Below are 19,196 nucleotides of genomic sequence, written 5' to 3' on the forward strand. Positions count from 1 at the left end.
CATCGGCAAACCGCACCCGGCTGCCAATCTGCACCTTGCTGGTCGAGGTGGCAGTTGGCACCACCTGCGCGCTCTGCACCCTGGCGCTGAAATAACGCAAGTCACGCTCGGCATCTGCCAGGCGTTGCTTGTCGCCCTGTTCGCCCAGGGCCTGCAGCTCGGCACGCAAGGCATTGAGTTCGGCCACGCGCTGCTGCAGCTGGCGCAGGCCATTGGTGGTGACGTAGTTGGGCTGGTCGCTGACGTGCCGCTCCACCGGCTGGTCGGCCTGGGCGGCGGCTTGGTCCTCGTTGACGAATGCGCGGCTCATAGGGACCTCCTTTTGCTCAAAACAGCGTGAAAGAGCCGGTGGGTTCACACTCGCCGGCCTTGATGCGGCCGTCGTAGGAGCGGCCTTGTGTCGCGAAAGGGTTGCGCAGCGGCCCCGGCATTACTTGCCACGCCATAGGCCTTGGGGCCGCTGCGCGCCCCTTTCGCGACACAAGGCCCCTCCTACGAAGAGCAGGGCGGGTCAGTAGTGATACCACTTCAGCTCCAGCATCACCTCATTCTGGGCAGTAGCCAGGTGGCTGAACTCCCGTGAGGCACTCAGCCTCAGCCCCAGGTTCTGGCTGATCTCCCACTGCTGGTTCAGGCTCACACTGCGCCGCACTTCGCCATTGGTGAAGTAATCGCCTTTGGCTTCCAGTGTCATGTTGCCCAGCCCGTTGCGCCACAGCAGCCCGCCATTGAACCCCGCCGCCGGGGCGATGAACTGGGCGAAGTCGTTATGGTGCTCGACCCGCACCGTGCCCAAGGCAAAGCCCAGCAGCCCATCGGCCAACTGCCAGGTGCCGCCGGCACCGCCGTTGACATGGCTCACCAGCACTTCGTCGTCATGCTTGCCCGGCACCCGCTCCAGGCCACCGGCGACCTGCCACGACCAAGGCTTGAGCAGTTCGTTGCGAGGGGTCAGTGAGCGAATGGTGGCCAGGTCCAGGCGTTGCACTTGCCAGTCGTTGCCTTCGTACTGGCGCACCTTGAGCTGCAGGATCTCGATCTGCGCGCCGAGCGGGAAGCCGTAGGCATTGTCGTTCAGGTCGTGATACGCCATGCGCAGCCCGTATTCGGCATAGGCGCGGTCTTCCCGGGTGCCGACGCCAAGCTGCCAGGTGCGTGAGTCGTGCCCGTCCTCGGGCAGGCCGGGGCGTTCAATTTGCAGGGGCGGTGGCGGGTTGCGGTTGATCGCCCGCAACAGCTCGAAGCTGCGCCGTGCCTGGCCGGGGTCGCGCTCCTGGCCGTTGGCTCGGTAACGTTCCAGGCGGTAGGCGGCATCCTGCACCAAGGCCTGGCGCTCGCGGGGCAGGGCGGTGAATGCCGGGCTCTGCAACTGCGCAGTGTCGGCACTGACGGCCAGCACCTGGCGCTTCTCATCGAGGTCCAGCGGTTCGGCCCGGGCCAACAATTCCCGTTCACGCGAGGGCCGGTAGGTCTCGCTGGCGACCATGCCCGACTGTTTCACGGCCTTGACCGTGTCGGTGGGGATCGCGGTCAGCGGGAACTGCGAGGTCAGGTCCAGGCTCGGCCGCGCCACCTGCAGCAGTTCCAGCAGGCGGTAGGAGCAGTTTTCGTCGAAGAAGAAGTAATCGAACTGGACCTGCTTGAGTTCCCACACATGCTCGACCATGCGCCCGGTTTCTTCCGGCGTCAGGTCCAGCTGGTACTCCCACAGGTCGCGGTTTTCCAGGCTGCGGTATTCCGAGAGTTTTTCCTGGTAGGGCATCAGGGCGAACAGCCCGGGATAGCCGCCCATCAGGCCCTTCCAGGCGTACAGGATGCTGTTGTCGCTGCCTTCGATATAGGCGCCGAAGTTGATGGCGTAACTCAGCAGCGTGGTGTCGTCGCTGCGCGTGTTGGACTGGTCGATGCGCAGCAGGGTATGGCCGAACATCGACGATGGGCTGTTCAGGTAAGCCGCCGGGAAGATCAGTGCCGCGCTGTGGGGGTCGACCGATTTGTACCAGGCCTTGAACTCCTGGCAGTCCGGCTGCGGCAAACCTTGCAGGCCCAGTTGCTCGGTCAGCCAGCGGGTGCGGGCGGGGAACACGCATTGGGCATGCTTGTCGCCCAGGCTGGCCGGGGCATACAGCGCTTGCACCGTGGCCCGCAGTTCCTGGTCCGGGTGGTGCGCACCGTCCTCGGCGAGGAAGAATTTGCGGTCGTCTACATAGCTGCGCCAGCCGCCGAGCTTGGCGGTTTCGTAGTGGCCCAGGGCAATCCAGTAGGGGGTATTGGCCAGTTGCTGGAGACGGCCTTCATCCAGCGCAGGCGCGGCATGAACAGGGGCGCAGGCACACAGCGCCAGGTAAGCGAGGCGTTTGAGCATGTCGGGCAACTACTTCTTAACGATGCCGATAAAAAGGCGAAAACCCGCCCCGAGCGGGGCGGGAGCAGCTGCGCTTAGGCCTCGGTAGCGTACTTGGCCAGGCGTGGGTCGTTCTTCAGAACGGCCAGGGTGTTGCTGTGGACAGTTTCGGCATTCACGTCAGCGCTGCTGAAGATCTGGTTGAAGTGCTGGTGGGTGACCGAGTTGAAGTAGCCGCGGTCTTCCGGCGCCACACCCAGTACCACCGCGTAGGTGGTGAGTGCTTCGCCCTGGCCCATGGCCATGTCTTCGGACAGTTCGTTCATCATGCCATTCATGGCGAACCAAGACTTGCCGCCATAGGTCAGCGAGGCCTTGGTGGAGCAGCCGTTGGTGCCGGAGGTCATGCCGAAGGTGGCGTTACCGGACGTACCGTTGGTGGTGGATGCCAGGAAGTGAGCCGGCGTGCCGCGCTGGCCTTCGAACAGCATGTTGCCCCAGCCGCAGTTCGGGCCGCCTGGCGCTTCGGCCATGGCATTGAGTGAGACTACGGTGAACAGAGTACCCAGAAGAATCCGTTTCATAGCATTTGTTCTCTATTTGTCTTAACCAAGGGTCAGGGTTGCTGGCAACTCGGTTGCCAGGTCGGGAAAGCTTTTCACCCACCCGCGCAGCTTGGAGTTTAGGCACGATCTAAAGGTTGCGTCGTTGATTGCGAAAAATTTGCTTGGGTCGCTAATCGATACTGCGACATAAAGTCCCGCTGAGCCTTGCAAGGCGCGCGCGGGCAGCGCCAGAATGCTGCGTATCTGCCCCGCCGAAGTAAGGAAACCCAATGCCCGATCCCGTCGCTGCGCGCCTGCGTCTCGCGCCTGAAGCTTTGACCAGGCGTTTTTCCCCCGAGCAGTTTGCCTTTGCCAATACCGACGATCTGGAGCCGTTTCGCGGAGTCCTGGGCCAGGAACGTGCTGTCGAGGCCCTGCAGTTCGGCGTGGCCATGCCACGCCCTGGTTACAACGTGTATGTGATGGGCGAGCCCGGCACCGGGCGCTTCTCGTTCGTCAAGCGCTACCTCAAGGCCGAGGGCAAGCGCCAGCAGACCCCGGCCGACTGGGTCTACGTCAACCACTTCGATGACACCCGCGAGCCACGGGCACTGGAGCTGCCGTCGGGCAGCGCCGCAGAATTCATCAGCGACATGGGCGGCCTGATCGACAACCTGCTGGCGACCTTCCCGGCGGTGTTCGAGCACCCGTCCTACCAGCAGAAGAAGGGCGCCATCGACCGCGCCTTCAACCAGCGTTACGACCGCGCCCTGGATGTCATCGAGCGCGCCTCGCTGGAAAAGGACGTGGCCCTGTACCGCGACGCCAGCAATGTCGCCTTCACCCCGATGGCCGACGGCAAGGCCCTGGACGAAGCCGAATTCGCCCAGCTGCCGGAAGAGGTCCGCGAGCAGTTCCACGAGGACATCGCCTTCCTTGAGGAGCGCCTCAATGAAGAACTGGCCAGCCTGCCACAGTGGAAGCGCGAGTCGAACAACCACCTGCGCCAGCTCAACGAAGAAACCATTACCCTGGCGCTGCAGCCATTGCTGGCGCCGCTGTCGGAAAAGTACGCCGAGAACGCAGCGGTGTGCGCCTACCTGCAATCGGTGCAGTTGAACCTGCTGCGTACCGTGGTCGAGCAACTGGTCGATGACAGCAAGACCGACGCCGTGGCGCGCAAGCTGCTCGAAGAGCAATACGCCCCAAGCCTGGTGGTCGGCCACCACGCCGTCGGTGGCGCCCCTGTGGTGTTCGAACCGCACCCAACTTACGACAACCTGTTCGGGCGGATCGAATACAGCACCGACCAAGGGGCGCTGTACACCTCCTACCGCCAACTGCGCCCAGGCGCGCTGCACCGTGCCAACGGTGGCTTCCTGATCCTTGAAGCGGAGAAGATGCTCGGCGAGCCGTTCGTCTGGGATGCGCTCAAGCGCGCCCTGCAGTCGCGCAAGTTGAAGATGGAGTCGCCGATCGGTGAGCTGGGCCGTGTCGCCAGCGTCAGCCTGACGCCGCAGATGATCCCGCTCAACGTCAAGCTGGTGATCATCGGCTCGCGTCAGCTGTACTACGCGTTGCAGGACCATGACCCGGACTTCCAGGAGATGTTCCGGGTGCTGGTGGATTTCGACGAAGACATGCCGATGGTCGACGAGAACCTCGAGCAGTTCGCCCAGCTGTTGCGCACCCGCACCAACGAGGAGGGCATGGCGCCGCTGACCAGCGATGCGGTGGCGCGCCTGGCCACCTACAGCGCGCGCCTGGCGGAAAACCAGTCGCGCCTGTCGGCGCGTATCGGTGACCTGTTCCAGCTGGTCAGCGAGGCCGATTTCATCCGCCAGCTGGCCAGTGACGAGATGACTGACGCCGGGCATATCGAGCGTGCGCTCAAGGCCAAGGCCACCCGCACCGGGCGCGTTTCGCAGCGCGTGCTCGACGACATGCTCGCCGGCATCATTCTGATCGACACCGAAGGCGCCGCTATCGGCAAGTGCAACGGCCTGACCGTGCTGGAGGTCGGCGACTCGGCGTTCGGCATGCCAGCGCGCATTTCCGCCACCGTCTACCCGGGCGGCAGCGGCATCGTCGACATCGAGCGCGAGGTCAACCTGGGCCAGCCGATCCACTCCAAGGGGGTGATGATCCTCACCGGTTACCTGGGCAGCCGCTATGCCCAGGAATTCCCCTTGGCGATTTCCGCGAGCATTGCCCTGGAGCAGTCCTACGGCTATGTGGACGGTGACAGTGCCTCGCTGGGTGAGGCCTGCACGCTGATCTCGGCACTGTCGCGCACCCCGCTCAAACAGTGCTTCGCGATCACCGGCTCGATCAACCAGTTCGGTGAAGTGCAGGCGGTGGGTGGGGTCAACGAGAAGATCGAAGGCTTCTTCCGCCTGTGTGAGGCCCGTGGCCTGACGGGCGAGCAGGGGGTAATCATCCCGCGTGCCAATGTGGCGACGCTGATGCTCGATGAGCGTGTGCTGCAGGCGGTCGAGAACGGCGTGTTCCACGTGTATGCGGTCAGCCAGGCTGACGAGGCGCTGAGCCTGCTGGTGGGTGAGGACGCCGGGGAGCAGGACGAGCAGGGCCAGTTCACCGAAGGCAGCGTCAACGCCCGGGTGGTCGAGCGCTTGCGCGAGATCGCCGAGATGATCAGCGAGGAAGACATCGAGAAGGCGGAAAAGGAACGCCTGGAAGAGGTGATTGCCCAGGCCAAGCCGGCCTGAGTCAATAAATCGGCGCTAGCGGCCATGTGCTACCGTTCAGCGCCGGTTTTCCATCTTTTTGCGCCGCTATTCTATGCTGGAACTTAGGACGGTATCAGGGTTCAGGATGGAAACAGCCCGAACGTTTCGAGCTGAATACGGCTTATTGGAGGGGGACGCGGCCATGCGCAACCTCTGCCTCACTCGCCAGTGCCTGGGCCTGGTGACGCGTATCGAATGCAGCATTCGCCCGCTGGCCGGTGATAACGGCATGTGGACCTTGCTGTTCGCTGCCGGCATGGCCGGTGAACAACCCTCAGCCATCAAGGCCCAAGGGCCGTTCCATGGGCCGTTGGTGGCCGAGTCGGTGCTCAACGCCATTGTCGACAGCCTGACCCTGCATGGGTACCAGGTGGCCGAGGATCCGCAGATCTGGTGCCTGCACCTGCAGGCGCAGTTGCGCCGGATCAACGGTGAACGTTGTCGCAACCTGGGGGATTACCAGTTCCATCCTGAAACCTGAGCGCCTCTTCTGGCCCAATCGCCGGCAAGCCGGCTCGCACTGGGGCCTCACTGCTTACCAAGGCAGTGGTGTACCTGAGGTAGCCGGCTTGTCGGCGGTTGTGCTGCACGGCAGCCCCCTTCAGGCCGGGCTTTTGCTGTAACAGGTGGCTGGCTATACTCGGCGTCGCTTTTTTAGTCACCTTACGAGTCCCAACCCTCCATGGAACGTATTCTCGAAAACGCGATGTATGCCTCGCGCTGGCTGCTCGCCCCCATCTACTTCGGCCTGTCCCTCGGCCTGTTGGCCTTGGCGCTGAAGTTTTTCCAGGAAGTCATCCACGTCCTGCCCAACGTCTTTGCCCTGAGCGAAGCCGACCTGATCCTGGTGATCCTGTCGCTGATCGACATGTCGCTGGTGGGCGGCCTGCTGGTCATGGTGATGATCTCCGGCTACGAGAACTTCGTCTCGCAGCTGGACATCGACGACAGCAAGGAGAAGCTCAACTGGCTGGGCAAGATGGACTCTTCGTCGCTGAAGATGAAGGTCGCCGCCTCGATCGTGGCCATTTCCTCCATCCACCTGCTGCGGGTGTTCATGGACGCGCAGAACATTTCTACCGACTACCTGATGTGGTACGTGATCATCCACATGACCTTCGTGGTGTCGGCGTTCTGCATGGGCTACCTGGACAAAGTCACCAAGCACTGAGTGCTTTCGGGCCCCATCGCCGGCGTACCGGTGCTGGGGCCAGCGCGGCCCAACTGACGAGCGGCGTCAGCAATGCCTTGTGTATTCCCAGGTCCTGTACGAAAAATGAGCACTCATGCCTGGTTCCAGCAGCGAGGTGCTCTCATGAACCTGCATCAGCTCAATACCGAGGCCAGGGCCGGCCATGTCGACGAAGTGAACCTGATCGCCATCGAAGGTGGTGATTATCTGCTCGAGGCCCGCATCAAGGGCCACGCCCACCCCCTTGCCGATACCCGCGGTGAACGCCTGCGCGTGCACTCGGTGGAAGACGCCCGCAAGTTGCTGCAAGCCATCCCGATGGTCTCGATGAACCTGGTGCACTGGTCTGTGCAGGACGAAATGTGCGGCATGGGTTCGCACCCCGAAGAAGACCTCAAGGTACCCATTTCCCAGCGTTCGGCCTGGTAGCTGCTCGCAGCTTCCCAGTGTGCTAGGCTGCTCGCCCTTTTCATCAAGGGCGCGGCTGCACTGCGCCCTGCAGTGGAGCACGACAATGTCCGAACTCAACCTGTCCACCGACGAAACCCGCGTAAGCTACGGCATCGGCCGTCAGCTGGGCGGCCAGCTGCGCGACAACCCGCCACCGGGCGTCAACCTGGAAGCGATCGTGGCCGGCCTGACCGACGCCTTCAACGGTGCCGACAGCCGCGTCAGCGAAGCCGACCTGTCGGCCAGTTTCAAGGTCATCCGTGACGTGATGCAAGCCGAAGCGGCTGCCAAGGCTGAAGCCGCGGCTGCCACCGGCAAGGAATTCCTGGCCGAGAACGCCAAGCGCGAAGGCATCACCACCCTCGCTTCGGGCCTGCAGTTCGAAGTGCTGACCGCTGGCGAAGGCGCCAAGCCGACCCGCGAAAGCAACGTGCGTACCCACTACCACGGCACGCTGATCGACGGCACCGTGTTCGACAGCTCCTACGAGCGTGGCCAGCCGGCTGAATTCCCGGTCGGTGGCGTGATCGCTGGCTGGACCGAAGCCCTGCAGCTGATGAACGCTGGCAGCAAATGGCGCCTGTACGTCCCGAGCGAGCTGGCCTACGGCGCCCAAGGCGTTGGCAGCATCCCGCCGCACAGCGTGCTGGTATTCGACGTCGAGCTGCTCGACGTTCTGTAATGCCTCTGGGGCCGCTTTGCGGCCCATTCGCGACACAAGGCCGCTCCTACAGGCCCATGATGCTCTTGTAGGAGCGGCCTTGTGTCGCGAACGAGGGCAAAGCCCTCGCTATGCCGATCAATTCCAGTCTGTTCCCACCGGGCGCAATGCCCGCGCATAGCAAAACAGGAACAGATTGCGTACCAGCTCCTTGAGCACCACCGGCTCACTCGAATTCAGCCCGCTCATGTCCAGGTCGCCCTGGTCACGCAGCTCGTCGAGCGCTTCTTCTTCGAGCATGGCGCACACTTCGCCGGTTTCGCGATGCAGGATGCGCAGGTAAGGGTGGGGGCGGTCCAGCCAGGCGTCGATCAGATAAGTCATGGCTATTCTCCTTGGATAGCAGTCCAATGAGAATAATTCTTATTATCAAAATAGCAAGAGACTATTGGCTGTTTTTTATGTAATCAGACCTTGCGCACGAATTCCGACTTCAGCTTCATGGCGCCAATGCCGTCGATCTTGCAGTCGATGTCGTGGTCGCCGTCGCACAGGCGGATGTTCTTGACCTTGGTGCCGACCTTGACCACCAGGGAGGAGCCCTTGACCTTGAGGTCCTTGATCACGGTGACGGTGTCGCCGTCCTGCAGCACGTTGCCCACCGAATCCTTTTTCACCACGTCATCGCTGCCGGCATCGGCTTCGCCGTTGGCCGACCACTCGTGGGCGCATTCGGGGCAGATCAGCTGGGTGCCATCCTCGTAGGTGTATTCAGAATTGCATTTGGGGCAGGGCGGCAAAGTGCTCACTTCGGTTCCTTAAACAGACAGACGGTTAAAGGCCCATATTGTATAAGGTTTTAACGGGGAAGTGTTTTTGTCCGTACAAATGCATCGCGGGCAAGCCTGCTCCTCTGGAACCACGCGGATCCTGTGGAGCGGGCTTGCCCGCGAAGAGGGTGGCGCGATCTTAGTGTGTGCGCGCTACCGCAAACTCACTCAGCTCGACCAGTGCATCCCGGTATTGGCTGGCCGGCAGCACTTCCAGGCACTCAATGGCCCGCTTCACGTAATCACGTGCCAACTGCGCGGTGTAGTCCAGCGCACCCGAAGCTTCGACCGCCACACGGATCTGCTCCAGGTCTTCCAGGCCACCCTTCTGGATCGCCTTGCGCACCAGTGCAGCCTGCTCTGGCGTGCCTTCACGCATGGTGTAGATCAGCGGCAGGGTTGGCTTGCCTTCGGCCAGGTCGTCGCCGACGTTCTTGCCCAGGGTCTGCGAATCGCCTTTATAGTCCAGCAGGTCGTCGACCAGCTGGAAGGCCACGCCCAGGTGGTCGCCGAAGGTACGCAGGGCCTCGCGCTGCTCGTCGGTGGCACCGGCCAGCGCGGCGGCGCTGTGGGTCGAAGCCTCGAACAGCATGGCGGTCTTGCCGCGGATGACCTCCATGTACACCTCTTCGGTGGTGCTGGCATCGCGCACGCGCGACAGCTGCAGCACTTCGCCTTCGGCGATCACCCGGGTGGCCTTGGAGAGGATCTGCATGACCGGCATGGAGCCCAGTTCGACCATCATTTCGAACGAGCGCGAATAAAGGAAGTCGCCCACCAGCACGCTCGGTGCGTTGCCCCACAGGGCATTGGCGGTGGAGCGGCCGCGGCGCATGCCGGACATGTCGACCACATCGTCGTGCAGCAGGGTGGCGGTGTGCAGGAACTCGATGGTTGCGGCGAGCAGGCGCAGGTCGTCACCCTCGCGGCCCAGGGCCTTGCCGCACAGCAGCACCAGCAGGGGGCGCAGGCGCTTGCCGCCGGCCGACGTGATATAGTCGCCGATCTTCGATACCAGCGGCACGCGCGAGGTCAGCTGCTTCTTGATGATCTCGTCGACGGCGCTGAAATCGTCAGCTACCGCGCGGTAGAAGGTTTGGGGTTGCATCGGCTGCTCCAGTGAGGTTGCGCGGCATGCTAGGTCGCGGGTCCCGGTGTGTCAAGGCGCGCCGCCCGGTGAGCGGGGCCGGTACTTGCAAGCAAAACCCGGGTTGCGTACAATCGCGCACCCTAACTTCCTGGGCAGCACCTGCCTTACGCAATTGCGCCGGGCCGTTCCAGCCCTGTGCAGCCATGCCAGCCAATACTCATCATATAAAGCGCTGGGTGAGCAGGATTATCGGAGAAATACCCATGTCTTACGCAGTAATCGTTACCGGCGGCAAGCAGTACAAAGTCGCTGAAGGTGAATTCCTCAAAATCGAAAAGCTGGAAATCGCCACTGGCGAATCCGTGACTTTCGATCGCGTTCTGCTGGTTGCCAACGGTGAAGAAGTCACCATCGGCGCTCCAGTCGTCGCTGGCGCTAAAGTTGTTGCCGAAGTCGTTTCGCAAGGCCGTCACGATAAAGTACGCATCATCAAGTTCCGTCGTCGTAAGCACCACATGAAGCGTATGGGCCACCGCCAGTGGTTCACCGAGATCAAAATCACCGGTATCCAGGCTTAATCGCTCAGATCCCCTGAATTTATTTGGAGAATTGAACCATGGCTCACAAGAAGGCTGGTGGTAGTACTCGTAACGGTCGCGACTCAGAATCGAAACGCCTTGGCGTGAAGATGTATGGCAGCCAGGTCGTCAAGGCCGGCAACATCATCGTCCGTCAGCGCGGCACCCAGTTCCACGCCGGCTACGGCGTTGGCATGGGCAAGGATCACACCCTGTTCGCCAAGATCGAAGGCGTGATCAAGTTCGAGAAGAAAGGCGAGTTCAACCGCCGTTACGTGAGCATCGTCGCCGCTTAATCGCGACGTCGCTCCAGAAGCCCCGTCATGCGACGGGGCTTTTTCGTTTGTGGTGAGCCTCTTGCAAAGCTGTTTGTATGGGCTGCCGGCGTGGGTTTCTTCGGTCGTACGGGGCCGCCGCGCTCATTTTTGCAAGAGCCTCAGGTTTTTTAAGTATTCAGCTCGTCGGAAGGCGAGAGGCGGTTTTTGAATGAAGTTTGTTGACGAAGTATCCATCCGGGTCAAGGCCGGTGATGGCGGTAACGGTTGCATGAGCTTCCGTCGCGAGAAGTTCATCGAGAACGGTGGCCCCAACGGGGGTGACGGTGGCGATGGCGGCTCGGTGTACATGGTGGCCGACGAAAACCTCAACACCCTGGTTGACTACCGCTACACCCGTCACCACGAAGCCCAGCGCGGCGCCAACGGTGGCAGCACCGATTGCACCGGCAAGAAGGGTGAGGACCTGTTCCTGCGTGTGCCGGTCGGTACCACGGTGATCGACGCTTCCACCCAGGAAGTGATCGGTGACCTGGTCACCCCTGGCCAGAAGCTGATGGTCGCCCAAGGCGGCTGGCACGGCCTGGGCAACACCCGTTTCAAATCCAGCACCAACCGTGCGCCGCGCCAGACCACCCCAGGCAAGCCGGGTGACCAGCGCGACCTGAAGATGGAGCTGAAAGTCCTGGCCGACGTGGGCCTGCTGGGCCTGCCGAATGCCGGCAAGAGCACCTTCATCCGTTCGGTGTCGGCCGCCAAGCCGAAGGTCGCCGACTACCCATTCACCACCCTGGTGCCGAACCTGGGCGTGGTCAGCGTCGACCGCTGGAAGAGCTTCGTCGTTGCCGACATCCCTGGCCTGATCGAAGGCGCATCCGACGGTGCCGGCCTGGGTATCCGCTTCCTCAAGCACCTGGCCCGTACCCGCGTGCTGCTGCACCTGGTCGACCTGGCGCCGCTGGACGGCAGCAGCCCGGCCGATGCCGCTGAAGTGATCATCAACGAGCTGACCCGCTTCAGCCCGTCGCTGACCGACCGTGAGCGCTGGCTGGTGCTGAACAAGGCGGACATGCTGATGGACGACGAGCGCGACGAGCGCGTCAAGGAAGTGGTCGAGCGTCTGCAGTGGGAAGGCCCGGTCTACGTGATCTCGGCCATCGCCAAGCAGGGCACCGAGCAGCTCACTCACGACCTGATGCGCTACATCGAAGACCGCGCCGATCGCCTGGCCAATGACCCGGCCTACGCCGAAGAACTGGCCGACCTCGACCAGCGCATCGAAGACGAAGCCCGTGCCCAGCTGCAGGCCCTGGACGACGCCCGTACCCTGCGTCGTACCGGCGTCAAGAGCGTGCATGACATCGGCGACGATGACGCGTGGGACGATGATTTCGAGGACGACGAAGACGGCCCGGAAATCATTTACGTGCGCGACTGACCGGTTGCAGTACACTAAACGCCGCTCTCTGGAGCGGCGTTTTTGTATCCACGGTATCTACAGATTCGACATAGGTTGGAAGAGAAGATGCGAAGCAAGGTGACTGGCGCCAAGCGCTGGGTCGTGAAGATCGGTAGTGCGCTGCTCACGGCCGATGGCAAGGGCCTCGACCGCGGTGCCATGGCCGTATGGGTCGAGCAGATGGTTGCCCTGCGTGAGGCGGGCGTTGAGTTGGTGCTGGTGTCCTCCGGGGCCGTGGCTGCCGGCATGAGCCAGCTGGGCTGGACCGCACGACCGAGCGCGATGAACGAGCTGCAGGCTGCCGCTTCTATCGGCCAGATGCGCCTGGTGCAGGCGTGGGAGTCGAGCTTTGGCGAGCACGGCAAGCACACCGCGCAGATCCTTCTGACTCACGACGACCTGTCCGACCGCAAGCGTTACCTCAACGCCCGCAGCACGTTGCGTACGTTGGTCGACCTGGGCGTTGTGCCGGTGATCAACGAAAACGACACCGTGGTTACCGACGAGATCCGCTTCGGCGACAACGATACCCTGGCCGCGTTGGTGGCGAACCTGGTCGAAGCCGACCTGCTGGTGATCCTCACCGACCGTGACGGCATGTTCGACGCCGACCCACGCAACAATCCAGAGGCACAGCTGATCTACGAGGCCCGTGCCGATGACCCGTCGCTCGACGCCGTAGCCGGTGGTACCGGCGGTGCCCTGGGCCGTGGCGGCATGCAGACCAAGTTGCGCGCCGCACGCCTGGCAGCCCGTTCCGGCGCCCATACCATCATCATCGGTGGCCGTATCGAACGCGTACTCGACCGCCTCAAGGCTGGCGAGCGTCTGGGTACCCTGCTGTCGCCTGAGCGCGGCATGCTGGCGGCGCGCAAGCAGTGGCTGGCTGGGCACTTGCAAACCCGCGGCACGCTGGTGCTGGACGCCGGTGCGGTTCAGGCCCTGCGCCAGGCCAACAAGAGCCTGCTGCCGGTAGGCGTGAAGACCGTCCAAGGCAGCTTCCGCCGTGGCGAAATGGTGGTGTGCGTAGGCCCGGACGGCCTTGAAGTGGCGCGTGGCCTTGCCAACTACAGCGCGCTGGAAGCACAGAAAATCATTGGCCAGTCGTCCGATGCCATCGAGTCCCTGCTTGGCTACAGTGCCGAGCCGGAGCTGGTCCACCGCGACAACCTGGTGCTGGTATGAACATGCTCAAGCGCGTGATTGCCGTGGCAGCCCTGGCGCTGCCGATGCTGGCAGGGGCCGAGGAAATCGGCCAGGTATCTACTGTGTTCAAGTTCGTCGGGCCCAACGATCGCATCGTGGTCGAGGCGTTCGACGACCCCAAGGTCGAAGGTGTGACCTGCTACCTGTCGCGCGCCAAGACGGGCGGAGTGAAGGGTGGCCTGGGCCTGGCCGAGGACCGTGCGGAGGCGTCGATTGCTTGCCGCCAGGTCGGGCCGATCAACTTCAAGGGTGAGTTGAAAGACGGTGAGGAGGTGTTCAAGGAGCGCACCTCGCTGGTGTTCAAGACCATGCAGGTGGTGCGCTTCCTGGACAAGAAGCGCAATACACTGGTGTACCTGGTGTACAGCGACCGCATGATCGAAGGCAGCCCGCAGAATGCGGTGACGGCGATTCCGATTCTGCCTTGGGCTCACTGATACTTTAGGGGAGGCCTTTGGCCTCCTTTCGCGACACGAGGCCGCTCCTACAGGCGAACGTATATGCCTGTAGGCGCGGCCTCGTGTCGTGAAAGGGCCGCAAAGCGGCCCCTGTTCCTCAGGCCAGTTCTTCGGCCTGATCCTCGCGCACGATCGCTTTCTCCACATCACGTCGGCTGATGTACTTCCAGTCCGCCTCGTCGATATAGATGCCATTCGGCCCGCTACCGCCTTCCAGGTCGATCGCCACATGCGCCGATACCTGTGGCTTCACGCTCGCCAGAATCGGCACGAAGCCCAGTTGCAGGCTGGTCTCCAGCAGTGCAGCCTGGTTGCGCTCGTCGATGTCCGCCGCTTCGTCGAGGTAGTAAGGCAGGCGGATGCGCCCGGCCAGGTCGCGGTCCATCAAGTGCAGCAACAGGTACATGTTGGTCAGCGCCTTGATGGTCATGGTGGTGCCGTTGGAAGCGGCGCCGTCGATGTCGGCGTGGATCACCGGCTGGCTGTTGATCTTGGTGATCTCGAAAGCCAGTTCGAACAGGTCTTTGAGGCCCAGCTGGTTGTGGTTGGCCGCCACCAGCCGTGCCAGGTATTCCTTGGCTTCTTCGTTCTTGTGATCCTGCTCCGAATTCTGAGTCAGGTCGAACACCGACAGGGTCTCGCCTTCCTCGTACTGGCCGGCGCTGTGGATGATCTGGTCGATGTGCTTGAGCGCTTCCTTGTTCGGCGCCAGTACCACGCGGAAGCTCTGCAGGTTGGAAACCTGGCGCTTGTTGATCTCGCGGTTGAACAGGGCCAGCTGGTGTTCGAGGCTGTCGTAGTCGCTGCGGATGTTGCGCAGGGTGCGGGCGATGTCGGTGACTGCCGCGCGGCGCGCCTTGGCCAGGGTCAGGGCCTCGTCGGTGCGGTGCGCATAGGCATTGACCAGCAGTTGCAGGCGCCGCTCCATGTCGTCTTCGCTGTCGAACTTGGCCACGCCCTTGAGGCGTACCTGGGCGTATAGCGCCTCGATCTGGTTGTCGACGCGCTGCAGGCCCTGCCAGCTGTCCTGGTAATCGTTGAGCAGGGGCAACAGGTTGTCCATGGAGTCGTCGACCGCTTCCATGAACGGCGTGCCGAACGGTAGGTCGGCAGGCAGCAGCTGGCGACGGCGCAAGGCGTCTTCCAGGGTGCGCTGCTTGGCTTCCAGGTCGGCGATCTGGCGGCCGACCAGCTGCAGCTTGGCCGACAGCTGCTGCACGCGCTCGGTGAACGCATCGCTGGAGCGCTTGAGTTCGTCCTGGGCCGCCTCCAGTTGCGCCAGCTGCTCCATCTTCTCCGGTTCTTCAGCCGCCAGGGTTTCGCTGCGACGGTAGTCCTCCAGGGCCTTCTGCGCATCCAGCACCTGTTGGTACAGGGCTTCGGTCTGCGCTTTGGACGCGGTACGGTCGGCGGCCACCGATTGCTGGGTTTTGAGCTGCTTGAGCTCGCGCTCCAGGCGGTCCTTCTGGTCGCGCAGGGCGGCGCGGTCGGCCAGGGCTTGCAGGGCCGGTGGGTCGATGTGCGAAAGGTCGATGGAAATGCCTGGGGCCTCGAAGCGCTCGCCCTTGAAGCCATCGAGCACCGCTTCCAGCGATTTCACCCACAGGTCGCTATCGTCCAGTTCGATACCGCGCTCGCCCAGCGGCAGGCTGAACAGTGCGCCGTTGAACAGGCGCATCAGGCGGTCGACGTCTGCCTGCGAAAACTCTTCGCGCAGGCGGGCGTAGCTGTTGTTGTCGGCGTGGTCGAGCTGCTGCTTGACCTGCTTGAGGCGCTTTTCCAGGTCGCGCACACGCTCGTCGAGGTCCTCGGCAGAGAACTGCCGCGACTGGGCCAAGGCGCCGGCCAGCTCGTCGTGGGCATCCTTGGCGGCCAGCAGCTGCTGCTCCAGCACTTTGACGTCATCAACCAGGGCGAAGCGGTGCTTGAGTACCGACAGCTCGCCGAGCCAGCGCTGGATACCGGTGATTTCACGTTCCAGGCGCATCAGCTCCTGGGTGCCGCCACGCTGGTCGTTCTGCAGGCGATCCTGTTCGCCGCGGTAGTGCTCGGCCTGGATTACCAGCTCTTCCTTGCGCGCCATGGCGTATTCCTGCCAGGTGCCCAGCAGGTTGTCGAGCAGTGGCGAGAGGCGGTGCAGCTTGCCGCGCAGGATGTCGCGCTGGGCCACGCCGCCGGCCAGGGCTTCGACCAGGGGGCCGGCGGCAACCAGGGCGTTGTAGTCCTGCTCCATGCGGCGTACGTCGCGGAAGGCTTCTTCGCAGGCGGCGATGTAGTCGACGCTGCCCGAGCGCAGGCTGTGCTCGAACGCGTCGAGGAACAGCTGTTTGAGCTTGGCGGCGGTGATTTCGCGCATGTGCAGCAGGTTGATGAACAGTGCGCGGAAGGTTTTCAGGCTCTGTTCGCTGGTCGAGCGCAGCGGGATCATGGTCAGGTCCAGCGGCACCGAGGTGTGGCCGCCGACCAGCAACCGGCGCAGCTCGTCCGGCTTGAGCTCGTAGGCTTTGAGGCCCAGGCGCTCGAGGTTGGTGAACAGCTCTTTCTGGCGCAGGCAGGTGTCGTTCTTCTGGTAGTGATCCAGGTCCAGTTCACCCTTGTAGGCAAAGAACTGGTGGCCGAAACCGCCGCCCGGCCCGCGACCGACCACGCCGATCACGTGGGGGCCGTGGGGCAGGTTCAGTTCGCAGAGGATGTACGAGGTGTCGCTGGCGAAGTAGAAACGGCGCGATTGCTCCAGGCTGTACTTGCCGAAGCTCATGTCGGACATGCGCGCCAGGATCGGGAACTGCAGGGCGTTGATCGAGGCGGATTTGCCCAGGTTGTTGGCGCCGTAGACCGACAGCGGGTGCTCCAGCGGGAACAGGCCCAGGCTGTAGCCGGCGGTGTTGAGCAATGCGAAGCGGCGGATGCCGTAGCGTTCCTGGCTCATGCGTCAATCTCCTGTTGCTCTTCGCGGATGGCCCGGGCCAGGGCCTCTTCTTCGCTTTCTTCGCCCTCGAACGGGGTGAGGTCGAGCGGGTCGTCGGTGCGGGCCAGCGCTTCGGGGCTTTCTTCCTCGACCAGCACCGGCGTTGGCAGCGGCAGGTCGCTGTGCAGGCTGGCGGCCAGGTCGCGGTCCTGCTGCACCGACAGGCACACATCGAGGAAGCGGTGCATCGGCGGCAGGAAGCGGTAGATCCCGCCTTCTTCGTGGGCGAAGCCGAGCTGGGTCATGCGGCGCATGATCTTTTCTTCCAGCTCGTCGACAGTCTGCACTTCAGCCTGCAGGAACAAGTCGCGGTATTTTTCCAGCAGCGAGGGCAGCTCGTCGCGCCCGATGCTGCCGCCGTCGAGCACCGCCATCGGGTCGCGGCCCTGGTCGGCCAGGTGTTCGACCAGGATGAAGGTGAACAGCGACAGGCGTTGGGCGGTCTTGTTGACCTGCGCGGCGGCCTGCTCGGGGACGAAGTAATAGAAGCCGCGGGTATCGCACACCAGCTCGAAGCCCAAAGCCTTGAACAGGGTGCGGTACTGGTCCTGGAAGTTCGACAGCTGGGCGTACAGCTCCGGGTCGCGGCGGCTGACGTGGAACCCTTTGAACAGCTCGCGGAAGATCGGCGCGAGCTGGGACAGTTCGGAAAGATCAAGATGCATTGGCTGGGCTCGCGTTGGTTTCAGGTTGCGCTTCGCGGCTGGATGTCAGGGCGAACGAGCGCAGGCTGACCAGGTGTTCGTGGGTGGTGTACTCGCGGCGTTCGAGGCGTTCGCGCTTGAAACGCTTCTCACGCGACAGGCGCGAGAACCAGTACAACAGTTCGTCGGTGGCGCCTTCGGGCTCCTGGTCCAGCAGCCAGACCATCAGGTCAGGCAGTGGCAGGGCATCCTCGCAGCGTTCGAGCATTTCCTTGACCGTGCGTGGCGCGCGCGGCAGCGGGCCAGTCTGGGTCTTGTGCGCCTTGGGGAACTTGGCCGGTTTCGGCTCGAAGCGGGCGAGGGCATAGACGTACGCCTCGACCTGGCTGGCGCTGCCCAGGAAGGTACTCTGCGGCCGGGTGAACAATGGCATGGCGGCCTGCGGCACGGCGTCGATACCCTTGCGCCGGATCACCGACAGGGCCAGGGCGGCGCCGCGGGTCACGGCATTGTGCCGGCGCGCCTCTTCGCGCAGCGGCAGCAGCAGTTCACGGGCGTGGCGCAGGGTCAGCTGGGCGCTGGTCTGCATCTCGAGGATGCGCGCATGGGTGCGCAGCAGCATGTCGTCGTCGACCAGGTGGCCCAGGCGCGCCTGTTCGCCGAGCAGTTTCAGCAGCACGGTCTCGACCTTGCGCACGCCCTGTTCGAAGGCGCCGTCGGCATTGACCAGCTGGATCATCGGCTCGACGTATTCGTCCCAGGTCGCCAGGACTTCGGCATAACGCTGGCGTAGCGGGATCTGGCGGTTGCTGGTCTTGGCCCGTTCGGCCACGGCGACCAGCGCCTGTTCGTCGTTGTCGAGCTTTTTCAGCACGTCGCGCACGCGCATGTCGAGCAGGCGCAGCTGGCGCGCCAGGTCATCGCTGTCGCGGTTGTCGAAGGCATCCTGAATGTGCCCGGCAAGGCGCTCCAGGTGGCGCAGGTAGGCCTCGATCTCCAGGCACAGGCCCAGGCGGTGCTCGCGGCGCAGGTAGGCGAGGAAGTCGTGGATCTGGGCGTTGAGCTCGAAACGGTTCGGGCTCTTGGCCACCGGGACCAGGATATCCAGGCGGATCCACACGTCGAGCAGCTGGGTGATGTCCTGCGGCGTGCTTTCCACTTGCTGGCGGCCCAGCTGCTGGCGCAGTTCGACCAGGCTCAGGGTGCCTTGGTCGAAACGCTCGCACAGCGGCTCGATGAGGGCCCAGTGTTCGGCTAGGGCGCGCAGGACGCGCTTGGGTTCGATCATTGGCGTCTACTCGTTGCCAAGTAAAAAGGGGGCGATTGTACTGCATCCGGGGGGGAGGATTTCACCCCTTGGTCTGTAATGAGGGATAACCCCGGATTGGCTGGGGGTTTCCCTGGCCCCTCGGCGGTACAGGCAGCAATTTTCTGCCGACCAGTTGCGGCGCTCGGCAGCCAACAGCGTTAGAATGCCCGATTGTTCAAGCCCCCCGGATATCCGTGCCTTGCTGACCGAGTCCCGCCGCCGCGCCTACCTTTCCGCCATGCAAGTGGTGCATTGGCTGCCGCGCGCCGAACTGCCGTTCGCTGCGCCGTCGCGGCCCGAGCTGCTGTTGCCGCAGGTTCCGGTCGAGCACGCCGCGTTCGAGGTCAGGCCTTCGCCAGTCCCTGCCAACGAAGCGCCGGTCGCACCCCAGGCGCGCTCCGGCGAACGGCCGAAAATCGAAATTCCGCGCCCGGGCA

The 19,196-nt window shown here is 63.3% G+C and carries 18 protein-coding genes and 2 pseudogenes; 11 read left to right on the plus strand and 9 right to left on the minus strand.

What is annotated here, in order from left to right; all coding sequences use genetic code 11:
- The 3 genes and pseudogenes from BLX42_RS15360 to BLX42_RS15370 form a co-directional block, all read right to left on the minus strand.
- Nucleotides 1-310 (minus strand): annotated as a pseudogene (locus tag BLX42_RS15360) (transcription elongation factor GreAB); the annotation flags it as partial.
- A 201-nt stretch (nt 311-511) separates the two neighbouring features.
- Entirely contained in the window at nt 512-2,365 is a 1,854-nt protein-coding gene (locus BLX42_RS15365) for a DUF4105 domain-containing protein (protein ID WP_046784596.1), read from the minus strand.
- A gap of 74 nt (nt 2,366-2,439) precedes the next feature.
- Nucleotides 2,440-2,928, minus strand: coding sequence for a DUF3015 domain-containing protein (locus BLX42_RS15370; RefSeq protein WP_012316307.1), 489 nt, complete (start codon nt 2,926-2,928; stop codon nt 2,440-2,442).
- Between the two features lie 251 nt (nt 2,929-3,179).
- On the opposite strand from BLX42_RS15370, the gene BLX42_RS15375 reads away from it, so the two are divergent.
- The 5 genes from BLX42_RS15375 (at nt 3,180) to BLX42_RS15395 (ending at nt 7,963) form a co-directional block, all read left to right on the plus strand.
- Entirely contained in the window at nt 3,180-5,618 is a 2,439-nt protein-coding gene (locus BLX42_RS15375; protein WP_046784595.1) for a Lon protease family protein, read from the plus strand.
- Between the two features lie 163 nt (nt 5,619-5,781).
- On the plus strand, nt 5,782-6,120 hold the full coding sequence (locus BLX42_RS15380; RefSeq protein ID WP_012316305.1) for a hypothetical protein: 339 nt from the start codon (nt 5,782-5,784) through the stop codon (nt 6,118-6,120).
- A gap of 201 nt (nt 6,121-6,321) precedes the next feature.
- The gene (locus BLX42_RS15385; RefSeq protein WP_012316304.1) at nt 6,322-6,810 is read left to right on the plus strand and encodes a TIGR00645 family protein; all 489 of its coding nucleotides are present in this window, start codon (nt 6,322-6,324) and stop codon (nt 6,808-6,810) included.
- A 144-nt stretch (nt 6,811-6,954) separates the two neighbouring features.
- Nucleotides 6,955-7,260, plus strand: a complete 306-nt coding sequence (locus BLX42_RS15390; RefSeq protein WP_046784593.1) for a DUF6482 family protein — start codon at nt 6,955-6,957, stop codon at nt 7,258-7,260.
- 85 nt (nt 7,261-7,345) lie between these two features.
- The gene (locus tag BLX42_RS15395; protein WP_012316302.1) at nt 7,346-7,963 is read left to right on the plus strand and encodes an FKBP-type peptidyl-prolyl cis-trans isomerase; all 618 of its coding nucleotides are present in this window, start codon (nt 7,346-7,348) and stop codon (nt 7,961-7,963) included.
- A 117-nt stretch (nt 7,964-8,080) separates the two neighbouring features.
- Here BLX42_RS15395 and BLX42_RS15400 read toward each other — a convergent pair whose 3' ends face one another.
- From BLX42_RS15400 to BLX42_RS15410, 3 genes are all read right to left on the minus strand, one after another.
- Nucleotides 8,081-8,326, minus strand: coding sequence for a hypothetical protein (locus BLX42_RS15400; protein WP_039603155.1), 246 nt, complete (start codon nt 8,324-8,326; stop codon nt 8,081-8,083).
- 83 nt (nt 8,327-8,409) lie between these two features.
- Nucleotides 8,410-8,751: a zinc ribbon domain-containing protein YjdM gene (locus tag BLX42_RS15405; RefSeq protein ID WP_012316300.1), complete on the minus strand. Its 342-nt coding sequence runs from the start codon at nt 8,749-8,751 to the stop codon at nt 8,410-8,412.
- A gap of 160 nt (nt 8,752-8,911) precedes the next feature.
- Nucleotides 8,912-9,880, minus strand: a complete 969-nt coding sequence (locus BLX42_RS15410; protein WP_039603156.1) for a polyprenyl synthetase family protein — start codon at nt 9,878-9,880, stop codon at nt 8,912-8,914.
- A gap of 245 nt (nt 9,881-10,125) precedes the next feature.
- On the opposite strand from BLX42_RS15410, the gene rplU reads away from it, so the two are divergent.
- The 5 genes from rplU to BLX42_RS15435 all read left to right on the plus strand — a co-directional run bounded on the left by rplU (nt 10,126) and on the right by BLX42_RS15435 (nt 13,817).
- Nucleotides 10,126-10,440: a 50S ribosomal protein L21 gene (gene rplU, locus BLX42_RS15415; RefSeq protein ID WP_008092021.1), complete on the plus strand. Its 315-nt coding sequence runs from the start codon at nt 10,126-10,128 to the stop codon at nt 10,438-10,440.
- Between the two features lie 38 nt (nt 10,441-10,478).
- A complete protein-coding gene (gene rpmA, locus BLX42_RS15420) occupies nt 10,479-10,736 on the plus strand; it encodes a 50S ribosomal protein L27 (RefSeq protein ID WP_008092023.1) in 258 nt (85 codons plus the stop codon).
- Nucleotides 10,737-10,926: 190 nt separating this feature from the next.
- Nucleotides 10,927-12,153 carry an Obg family GTPase CgtA gene (cgtA, locus tag BLX42_RS15425; RefSeq protein ID WP_046784592.1) on the plus strand — a complete coding sequence of 409 codons (1,227 nt, stop codon included), beginning with the start codon at nt 10,927-10,929 and terminating at the stop codon, nt 12,151-12,153.
- Between the two features lie 87 nt (nt 12,154-12,240).
- Nucleotides 12,241-13,359, plus strand: coding sequence for a glutamate 5-kinase (proB, locus tag BLX42_RS15430; protein ID WP_012316297.1), 1,119 nt, complete (start codon nt 12,241-12,243; stop codon nt 13,357-13,359).
- Nucleotides 13,356-13,817 (plus strand): CreA family protein, encoded by a 462-nt coding sequence (locus BLX42_RS15435; RefSeq protein WP_039603157.1) that lies wholly within the window; start codon nt 13,356-13,358, stop codon nt 13,815-13,817. Before proB ends, BLX42_RS15435 begins: the two co-directional genes overlap by 4 nt.
- Before the next feature lie 118 nt (nt 13,818-13,935).
- On the opposite strand, the gene mksF is transcribed toward BLX42_RS15435, so the two are convergent.
- The 3 genes from mksF to mksB are packed head-to-tail and all read right to left on the minus strand — an operon-like array spanning nt 13,936 to nt 18,738.
- Entirely contained in the window at nt 13,936-16,767 is a 2,832-nt protein-coding gene (mksF, locus tag BLX42_RS15440; protein WP_115273842.1) for an Mks condensin complex protein MksF, read from the minus strand.
- The gene (mksE, locus tag BLX42_RS15445) at nt 16,764-17,471 is read right to left on the minus strand and encodes an Mks condensin complex protein MksE (RefSeq protein WP_046784590.1); all 708 of its coding nucleotides are present in this window, start codon (nt 17,469-17,471) and stop codon (nt 16,764-16,766) included. The genes mksF and mksE overlap by 4 nt, the downstream gene beginning before the upstream one ends.
- Nucleotides 17,461-18,738 (minus strand): Mks condensin complex protein MksB, encoded by a 1,278-nt coding sequence (mksB, locus tag BLX42_RS15450; protein WP_012316293.1) that lies wholly within the window; start codon nt 18,736-18,738, stop codon nt 17,461-17,463. Before mksB ends, mksE begins: the two co-directional genes overlap by 11 nt.
- Nucleotides 18,739-18,958: 220 nt before the next feature.
- Between mksB and BLX42_RS15455 the strand changes: the two are divergent.
- Nucleotides 18,959-19,196, plus strand: a pseudogene (locus BLX42_RS15455) (energy transducer TonB); the annotation flags it as partial.

The sequence above is a fragment of the Pseudomonas sp. SG-MS2 genome (genome assembly GCF_009933855.1).
GTDB classification, from domain to species: domain Bacteria; phylum Pseudomonadota; class Gammaproteobacteria; order Pseudomonadales; family Pseudomonadaceae; genus Aquipseudomonas; species Aquipseudomonas putida_E.

Coding starts and splice junctions, on each gene's coding strand:
- mksE (WP_046784590.1), bottom strand. CDS start 17,471: ATGCATCTTGATCTTTCCGAACTGTCCCAGCTCGCGCCGATCTTCCGC.
- BLX42_RS15435 (WP_039603157.1), top strand. CDS start 13,356: ATGAACATGCTCAAGCGCGTGATTGCCGTGGCAGCCCTGGCGCTGCCG.
- BLX42_RS15370 (WP_012316307.1), bottom strand. CDS start 2,928: ATGAAACGGATTCTTCTGGGTACTCTGTTCACCGTAGTCTCACTCAAT.
- BLX42_RS15390 (WP_046784593.1), top strand. CDS start 6,955: ATGAACCTGCATCAGCTCAATACCGAGGCCAGGGCCGGCCATGTCGAC.
- proB (WP_012316297.1), top strand. CDS start 12,241: ATGCGAAGCAAGGTGACTGGCGCCAAGCGCTGGGTCGTGAAGATCGGT.
- BLX42_RS15365 (WP_046784596.1), bottom strand. CDS start 2,365: ATGCTCAAACGCCTCGCTTACCTGGCGCTGTGTGCCTGCGCCCCTGTT.
- BLX42_RS15380 (WP_012316305.1), top strand. CDS start 5,782: ATGCGCAACCTCTGCCTCACTCGCCAGTGCCTGGGCCTGGTGACGCGT.
- BLX42_RS15395 (WP_012316302.1), top strand. CDS start 7,346: ATGTCCGAACTCAACCTGTCCACCGACGAAACCCGCGTAAGCTACGGC.
- mksF (WP_115273842.1), bottom strand. CDS start 16,767: ATGAGCCAGGAACGCTACGGCATCCGCCGCTTCGCATTGCTCAACACC.
- rpmA (WP_008092023.1), top strand. CDS start 10,479: ATGGCTCACAAGAAGGCTGGTGGTAGTACTCGTAACGGTCGCGACTCA.
- BLX42_RS15385 (WP_012316304.1), top strand. CDS start 6,322: ATGGAACGTATTCTCGAAAACGCGATGTATGCCTCGCGCTGGCTGCTC.
- BLX42_RS15410 (WP_039603156.1), bottom strand. CDS start 9,880: ATGCAACCCCAAACCTTCTACCGCGCGGTAGCTGACGATTTCAGCGCC.
- rplU (WP_008092021.1), top strand. CDS start 10,126: ATGTCTTACGCAGTAATCGTTACCGGCGGCAAGCAGTACAAAGTCGCT.
- cgtA (WP_046784592.1), top strand. CDS start 10,927: ATGAAGTTTGTTGACGAAGTATCCATCCGGGTCAAGGCCGGTGATGGC.
- BLX42_RS15375 (WP_046784595.1), top strand. CDS start 3,180: ATGCCCGATCCCGTCGCTGCGCGCCTGCGTCTCGCGCCTGAAGCTTTG.
- BLX42_RS15400 (WP_039603155.1), bottom strand. CDS start 8,326: ATGACTTATCTGATCGACGCCTGGCTGGACCGCCCCCACCCTTACCTG.
- mksB (WP_012316293.1), bottom strand. CDS start 18,738: ATGATCGAACCCAAGCGCGTCCTGCGCGCCCTAGCCGAACACTGGGCC.